Annotated in this window: 2 protein-coding genes; one reads left to right on the top strand and one right to left on the bottom strand. The window is 44.4% G+C overall.

Going from position 1 to position 3,289, the window contains the following annotated elements; all coding sequences use genetic code 11:
• The first annotated feature begins 257 nt into the window (after positions 1-257).
• Complete coding sequence (hisD, locus tag IM509_RS15885) at positions 258-1,514, top strand: histidinol dehydrogenase (RefSeq protein ID WP_004161562.1); 1,257 nt, start codon at positions 258-260, stop codon at positions 1,512-1,514.
• A gap of 5 nt (positions 1,515-1,519) precedes the next feature.
• Here the strand turns inward: hisD and IM509_RS15880 are convergent, their stop codons facing one another.
• Positions 1,520-2,734 (bottom strand): ABC transporter permease, encoded by a 1,215-nt coding sequence (locus IM509_RS15880; RefSeq protein ID WP_052278021.1) that lies wholly within the window; start codon positions 2,732-2,734, stop codon positions 1,520-1,522.
• Positions 2,735-3,289: the final 555 nt, after the last annotated feature.

Raw genomic sequence — 3,289 nt, 5'->3', positions numbered from 1 at the left:
CCAAGCTTTTCTGGTCGGAACCCCCTAAGCCGAGTTTTCAAGGTGCTGCGCCGTCCACTTGGTTTTCGAGACTGGCCTTTTAATTCTAACGTAAAGCCAACCTAGAACGGCGGGGTTTCAGACCCAAAATTTCCGATGACCGACGGCTAAAATAACTGACTTCGTCTCCCTCCCCGGTCAAGATTGAAAGCGATAAGCTAGAGTGTGAGAAGTGAAAACCTTTTAATCTCGTTTCGCCCCTAGAGGATAATAGCTCGATGTTGCGAATTATCACAGAGCCATGGTCAGCCAGAACGGAACTGAGACGAATTCGGGAACGGTTCGACGATCCGGAAATTCGGGAAAAAGAATCGCTTGTCCGAGAGATTGTCGATCAGGTGCGACTTTCTGGCGATCGCTCGTTGGTGGATTACACACAAAAATTCTACCAACAGTCCCTTAATCTACAACAACTTAAGGTGAGTGGCTCGGAACTCGATGCTGCTTATCAACAGGTGTCGCAGGATTTATTAAATGCGATCGCTGTTGCCTGTGCAAAAATGGAGGCTTTTCACCGTCAGCGTCTTCCCAAAGCTTGGGTGCAGTTTCCTGAAGATGGTACGGTTCGGGGGAAACGCTATCAACCGGTTAACAGTGTGGGAATTGTCGTTCCTGATGGTAAACGAGCCTATCTCAGTTTATTGCTCCAACAGGCGATTCCTGCCAAAATAGCGGGGGTTAAACGGATTGTCATGGTATCTCCTGCTGATGAGGATTTACGCATCCATCCGGCGATTTTAGTGGCAGCCCAATCGGTGGGTATTAGTGAAATTTATCGGGTGGCTGGACCACAAGCGATCGCTGCTTTAGCCTACGGCACAAAAACGATCGCTCCTGTGGAGATGATTGCTGGAATAGGTGATTTTTATACTAATTTGGCTAAAAAACTGGTTTCTGACCATGTAAAAATCGATTATCTCTCTATTACTTCTGATTTGGTTATTATTGCCGATAATCAGGCTAATCCCAGACAGTTGGCCCTAGATCTATTAGCGCAAGCGGAACAGTATTCCCTAGCGGCTGCGATTTTATTGACGACGGATAAGGCTTTAGCTTTAATAGTACAGGAAGAAGTACAAAAACAGTTACAGATACATCCCCAGAGATTGTTAACGGAAAAAGCGATCGCTCATTATGGTTTAATCGTGGTGGTGGAGTCATTGGAAAAAGCGATCGAATTATCGAATCTTTTTGCTCCCACCCATTTATCCTTAATGATCGATGAACCTTGGGAAAAGCTATCTTCTGTGAGACAATCGGGAACTATTCTCCTCGGTTCTACTACTCCAAAAGCGGTGGCTGATTATTTGGGTTGTCCCGTGGGAGTGGAAACTTTTCTCGATTCCGCTACTTTGATCGAATATCCTGCCGATTCTTTCGCCTCCATAGCCCATAATCTACAAATATTAGCCCAAGCGGAGGGCTTTACGGCAACGGATGCGGGTATAGAATCCCGAGGCCAGGACAAGAACTAGAAAAACTATAATCTTCTCAAAGCAACGATTGGGTCTAATTTAGCGGCACGATGAGCGGGAACAACACCGAAAATCAGACCGATGGCGCTGGAAACTCCTAAAGCGAGAATTATGGCAGGGATTGAGACACTGGTGGTTAAAGCAGCAAAAATTCCCGCTAGATACATTCCTTGAATGCCGACAAAAATCCCGATAATTCCGCCAGTGGTGGCTAAAATCACCGATTCAATCAGAAATTGACCTTTTATATCCCCTTCTTTCGCTCCTAAAGCCTTTCTTAACCCGATTTCTTGGGTTCTTTCCGTGACTGACACGAGCATAATATTCATGACACCGATTCCCCCGACAAAAAGGGAAATACTGGCGATCGAGGCTAACATTCTAGTTAAACTATCGTTAGTTTCTTTGGCCATTTCTAAGACTGCGGTTTGGGGGAAAACCTGCACATAATTCTCGTCGCTGACCTGATGACGCATTTGCAGCAGGTTGCTAATCTGAAACTGAGCGGCTTTAATTTGGGCAGAGTTTTTGGCCAAGACAGAAATATGAGTCAGGGGAATGCCATAGATAGCTCTGCGGCCTTGAACCTGATTAGACATGGTAGTTAGGGGAATTAAAGCTCGATCGTCCTGATTAGCCTCAAATAAGGAGCCTTTCGCCTGTAAAACTCCAATGACTTGAAAACTAAGATTGCCGATGCGAAGATTTTCGCCGACGGGATTGCGATTACCAAAGAGATTTTTGGCTAATTCCGATCCCAAGACAATCACCCGATTATCCCGTTTCAGGTCAGATTCCATAATAAATCTACCTTTAGATAGTTGACGGTTACGCACGTTTAGGTACTCGGCTCCCACCCCGATTAGGGGGCTATTACTGGTTCTATTACCGAAGGATAAAATTCTTTTACCGCTCAATTCGGGAGAAATGGCGGCAATGGCGGGAACTTGAGATGCGATCGCTTGAGCGTCTTCGTAGGTGAGCGGCCGGGGATTAGGAATTGTCCGCCGGACATTGCGCGAGGAGGTGGACACAAATAAAACATTCGGACCGAGGGCTTCAAACTGCTCGATAGCAACTTTTTGCGCTCCTTCACCCACTCCCACTAGGGCAATGACGGAGGCGTTACCGATAGCAATTCCTAGCATGGTCAGACCACTACGCAGTTTATTGGCCATCAAAGCGGAAAAAGCCATTTTCAGGTTTTCGAGCATTTCCATGGTTAGTTATATTCAGTGATCAGTAAACAGTGATCAGTAAACAGTGATCAGTAATCAGTAATCAGTAATCAGTGATCAGTAAACAGGTATAAAGATAAAGATATAGCGGTTCTCACACCTGTGTGGCACACTTAAACCTTTGCTAATTAAGCTTTTCAACATCGATAGTGTACCTCTTGCGAACAGGAAACGCTATAACTAACGGCTCTTCGTTACTTGGTATGATTCGATCAGGGGGCATAAATCGACTAAATCCTTATAGGGCAAGAGACTCAATTGATTAGCTCGTTCTAGATAGAAAACAATTGGCAAAAATCGAAGCAATGTCTTTCTATGTAAGGGTTTTATCCTTTATAACCCCCCTCCATTGCATAACACAAACCGAAGAACCCTTAAAACTTACATCTGATAACTTACATCTGATAACTTACATCTGATAACTTACATCTGATAACTTACATCTGATAACTGATAACTGATAACTGATAACTGATAACTGATAACTGATAACTGATAACTGATAACTGATAACTGATAACTGATAACTGATAACTG

This window comes from Microcystis sp. M31BS1 (genome assembly GCF_020245285.1).
Lineage (GTDB): Bacteria > Cyanobacteriota > Cyanobacteriia > Cyanobacteriales > Microcystaceae > Microcystis > Microcystis panniformis.
This window is presented reverse-complemented; position numbering and strand designations above follow the sequence as displayed.